Here is a 3,736-nt window from a genome sequence, read left to right as displayed (position 1 = left end):
TCTAATAAAGCACTAATTTGTTTAGCATCTAAAACATACTTTTCTTTTTCTTCTTTCGTAAGGCTTTCAAAAGTATTCATATCCTTTGTTACAGGAATAAGACCTTTTATCTTCTCTTCTACTCTAGGCAACAGTTTTGAATTGTTCGCTTTAATATATTCTATTATATTATTATAAACATTCTCGTTTACTGATTGAATGTCCATCCCGATGATACGTACTTTAGATTTATGTTTTGGATTAGCATTATATTGCCGAATCCAATCAAGTAAAGCTAGCATTTCTTTCGTCTTAAATGTAGGTGATAGATGTTGGCTTGGGTTTCCCTTACCAGTAAGAACATATCGATCAAGTTCCAAGGCCCTATCCCACCCCTCTTCTAAAACTAGATTGGTAAAGCCCTTTTCAGATACTAAATACTTAACAATACGGTGTTTCATCGTAAAAACTTCATGAGCTCCATGCGTAGCTTCACCTAAACCTACAATGGAAGCTGAACCTACCATATTCTTAAGTGGTTTCAAATCATTAAGAGGTGCAGTTGGATTAGTTGTTTTTAAAGGCTTTGCATGTGCCTCTAACCATTTTGCTATTTGATTTGTATTGTAGGGAGCTGTAACAGAAACCTTTGTTTTCGAATCTGCATAAGTATTTCCTACAAAATGAGTCATTGTTATAGCAGAAGCAACAATTGCAATAATTATTTTCTTTTTCATAAAAAACCTCCTGAAATATTTACTTATAGCTTTTTGACATACTCTGCCAACTTCCATTTAAAACATTCATTTTCTTATTACTGTTCAGATACATTTATTCTAGTTCCTAAAACTCACTTATTTCTTAATAGGTTCTTAAGAAATTCTTAATTCACTTATACGAATATAAAACTACATAAGCTTCAATCCATTGTAGTGTAAACTCCTCATTGCATAACATCATAATGTATAGATATTCGTTATAAATGATGTTATCTAAAGTATTCAATTTCAGTATGTATTATTAACGTAGTTAATATATGGTTAATATGAAGTTCCAAATTTTGATTGTTTGTAGTCTCTTTATCATAGAGTTAATTTAGGGGTTATTTTTTGTTCACTTCATTTTTTTCGGCACTCTGCATCTAGACAGTATACGCATTGGCCACAGTTAGACTATTTCAAATCAAAAAAATAGATTACCTGTACACTAAAAAGTATAGCGCACAGATAATCTAGTTGTTTTTGAGATTAATAAAAGACTAATTTATTTTTTGAATTCTTCCATCAATAATAGACTGAATTGGTTCTTTTGATTTTTTTATATAATCTACTAATGCTTCAAAATCAGTTGGTCCTGTTTCAGCATCTTTACCGTTTTTAAAGGATACAAATCCATCTCCACCTGAAGCTAGAAATGCGTTAGCAACGACGCTGTAAGTTTTAGATGGAGTAATTTCTTCTCCATTTGTTAAGCGAATACTTGTTACTTTTTCTCCATTAGGCTTGTTCGCATCCCAAGTGTATTGGATCCCTGAAATTTGAAGCATTCTTGTTATATCTTTTTGCCATTGTTGATTTAAAATATCACGAATGTCTTGACCTGTTAAATTTACTTTTATTAATTGATTTCCGAATGGTTGAATACCATATATCTCTCCCCATGTAATATCACCAGCATCTAAGTCATTACGAATACCACCAGGATTCATAAGTGCAATTTGGGATTGCATTGTTGCACGCTGGGCATCAGCAACCAAATTTCCCAGAGTAGATTCACCAGCCGTATTGAGTTTGCGATCTAGTGGAGCAATAGACTTACCTACAACTTCATTAACAAGAGGTGCAATTTTTGCTTGATATTTCTCCATCTTCTTCTTTATTTTTTTATCAGGCTCCATGCCTTCATGGTAAGTTGTAACAATTTCTGCTTTTTTCTCAACAATATCTTGTGTCTTACGATCAATCTTTACATCAACATCAGCAAACGCCATACCATATGAATTTGCTTGTACGACAAGTTTATTATTAACAGTTCCATTTACATAAGTGTGGCTATGCCCACCAAAAATAACATCGACTTCCGGATCAGTCTCATTTGCTAATCGGACGATATCACCATTTGTTACTCCGTTCCCATCTGTTGTACCTCCGTTATGTGCAAGAACAACGATAGATTTAACGCCTAGTTTTTTTAATTGCTTTACGGATTTGTTAATAGCTTCAACTTCATCTGTAATTTCTACATTCTTTAGCATAGTAGGCATAACAAGGTTAGGAACATCTGTTGTTACGACTCCAATAAAGCCAACTGGAACTCCTTGTACCTTTTTTATAGTGAATGGTGGTAAAAATAAACGACCGGTGGATTTATTATAGAAATTCGCAGCAACATATGGGAATTTTGCTCCTTTAAAATTACCTGTTTTCTCATGGTATCCACCATAAATAAGGCGATGCATTTCCTCAACACCTTCATCAAATTCATGATTTCCTATCGTTCCAACATCGAATTTCAAATCATTTAGAAATTCAATTGTAGGTTCGTCTTGTAATAATGCTGAAACAGGAGTACTTGCTCCAACAACATCTCCAGCATGTACCTTTAATGTATTTGGATTTTGTTTTTCACGATCACGTAAATAAGCCCCTAAGTACTCAATTCCCCCTGCATCTTTATTGTTAATTTTTTTTACAGTGTCTAGTTGCCCATGAAAATCGTTAATACCGAGCATTTGTACATCTATGTAGCGGTTTTGTTCTGTATTCGCTTGGATTGAAGGTGCAGCAAATACACTAGTAAAAGTAACTGTACTTAATGCTAAAGCAACTGGAATGATTTTTTTCAACATAAAATTTCTCTCCCCTAATTAAAATCTGACATAATACGATGTTATTTTAATATATTAAGAGAATTATTTCCATAAAAATTCTACCAATTATAAAAATTAATAAGATTTTATTGTTTTCTGACAAGATATTTCTTCCTCAAAAAAAATGTACATTTCTTTGTTTTGAGGATTATTCAAAATATTATCTTGATAGTAAAATAACAATACTTCTAAGAAATCTAAAAAACTCTAATCAATACATTTTAGCTGTTAAGAAGAATATTCAATCCAAAATTAATGGATATTTATCAGCCTAACATCTCAATATCACCATTTAAAAAGATGCTCCTGGATTTATCCAAGAGCATCTTTTTTTAGATTTATTTTTACTTGTTTATAATTTATCAATTAACAATTATATAGTTGTAATCAGTCCTTTAAAAATAATAGGAGTGCTTCATTAAATTCTTTAGCATGCGTTGCATTTAGCCCATGTGGACCGCCTTTTATTAAGGCTACTTTAGAATTAGGAATTGCTTCATGTGTTAATTTCCCACTATATTCATATGGTACAGTTGCATCTGAATCACCATGAATAACAAGGGTAGGTATATTAACCTTGGCTAAATCGCTTCTGAAGTCTGTTTTGCTGAAAGCAGCGATACAATCTAGTGTTCCTTTAGGTGATGCACCCGCAGCGATATCCCTATTGTAAAGTCGAAATGGTTCACTAACTAAGTCAGTTCGATCTCCAGCAGCAAAAAATCCTTTCGTAAACTCATCAAGGAATGCTAGACGATCACTTCTTACTCCATTTTCAAACCCTTGAATAGGTAATAAAATCGACGTTTTAATGCCAGATAAAGGCACATCAAGTAGCTGGGGACGTAAAACAGTTACAGTTAAAGTATTAAACTAGTTAAAAAAAAG

The 3,736-nt window shown here is 32.7% G+C and carries 2 protein-coding genes and 2 pseudogenes; 1 reads left to right on the top strand and 3 read right to left on the bottom strand.

All coding sequences use genetic code 11. From position 1 onward, the window contains the following. From H6481_RS27860 to H6481_RS27850, 3 genes and pseudogenes are all read right to left on the bottom strand, one after another. A partial coding sequence (locus tag H6481_RS27860) for an erythromycin esterase family protein (protein ID WP_182813766.1) occupies positions 1-716 on the bottom strand: 716 nt, incomplete at its 3' end. Between the two features lie 521 nt (positions 717-1,237). Then, positions 1,238-2,827 (bottom strand): 5'-nucleotidase C-terminal domain-containing protein, encoded by a 1,590-nt coding sequence (locus H6481_RS27855; protein ID WP_098852380.1) that lies wholly within the window; start codon positions 2,825-2,827, stop codon positions 1,238-1,240. A 408-nt stretch (positions 2,828-3,235) separates the two neighbouring features. Beyond that, a pseudogene (locus H6481_RS27850) lies at positions 3,236-3,637 on the bottom strand (alpha/beta hydrolase); the annotation flags it as partial. Position 3,638: 1 nt separating this feature from the next. On the opposite strand from H6481_RS27850, the pseudogene H6481_RS29045 reads away from it, so the two are divergent. Then, positions 3,639-3,725, top strand: a pseudogene (locus H6481_RS29045) (cell wall-binding protein); the annotation flags it as partial. Between the last annotated feature and the right edge of the window lie 11 nt (positions 3,726-3,736).

It is taken from the genome of Bacillus sp. ME78 (assembly GCF_903970865.1).
Classification (GTDB): Bacteria; Bacillota; Bacilli; order Bacillales; family Bacillaceae_G; genus Bacillus_A; species Bacillus_A cereus.
Note: the sequence above shows the minus strand (reverse complement) of the source record. Positions and strands in the feature narration are given on the sequence as shown.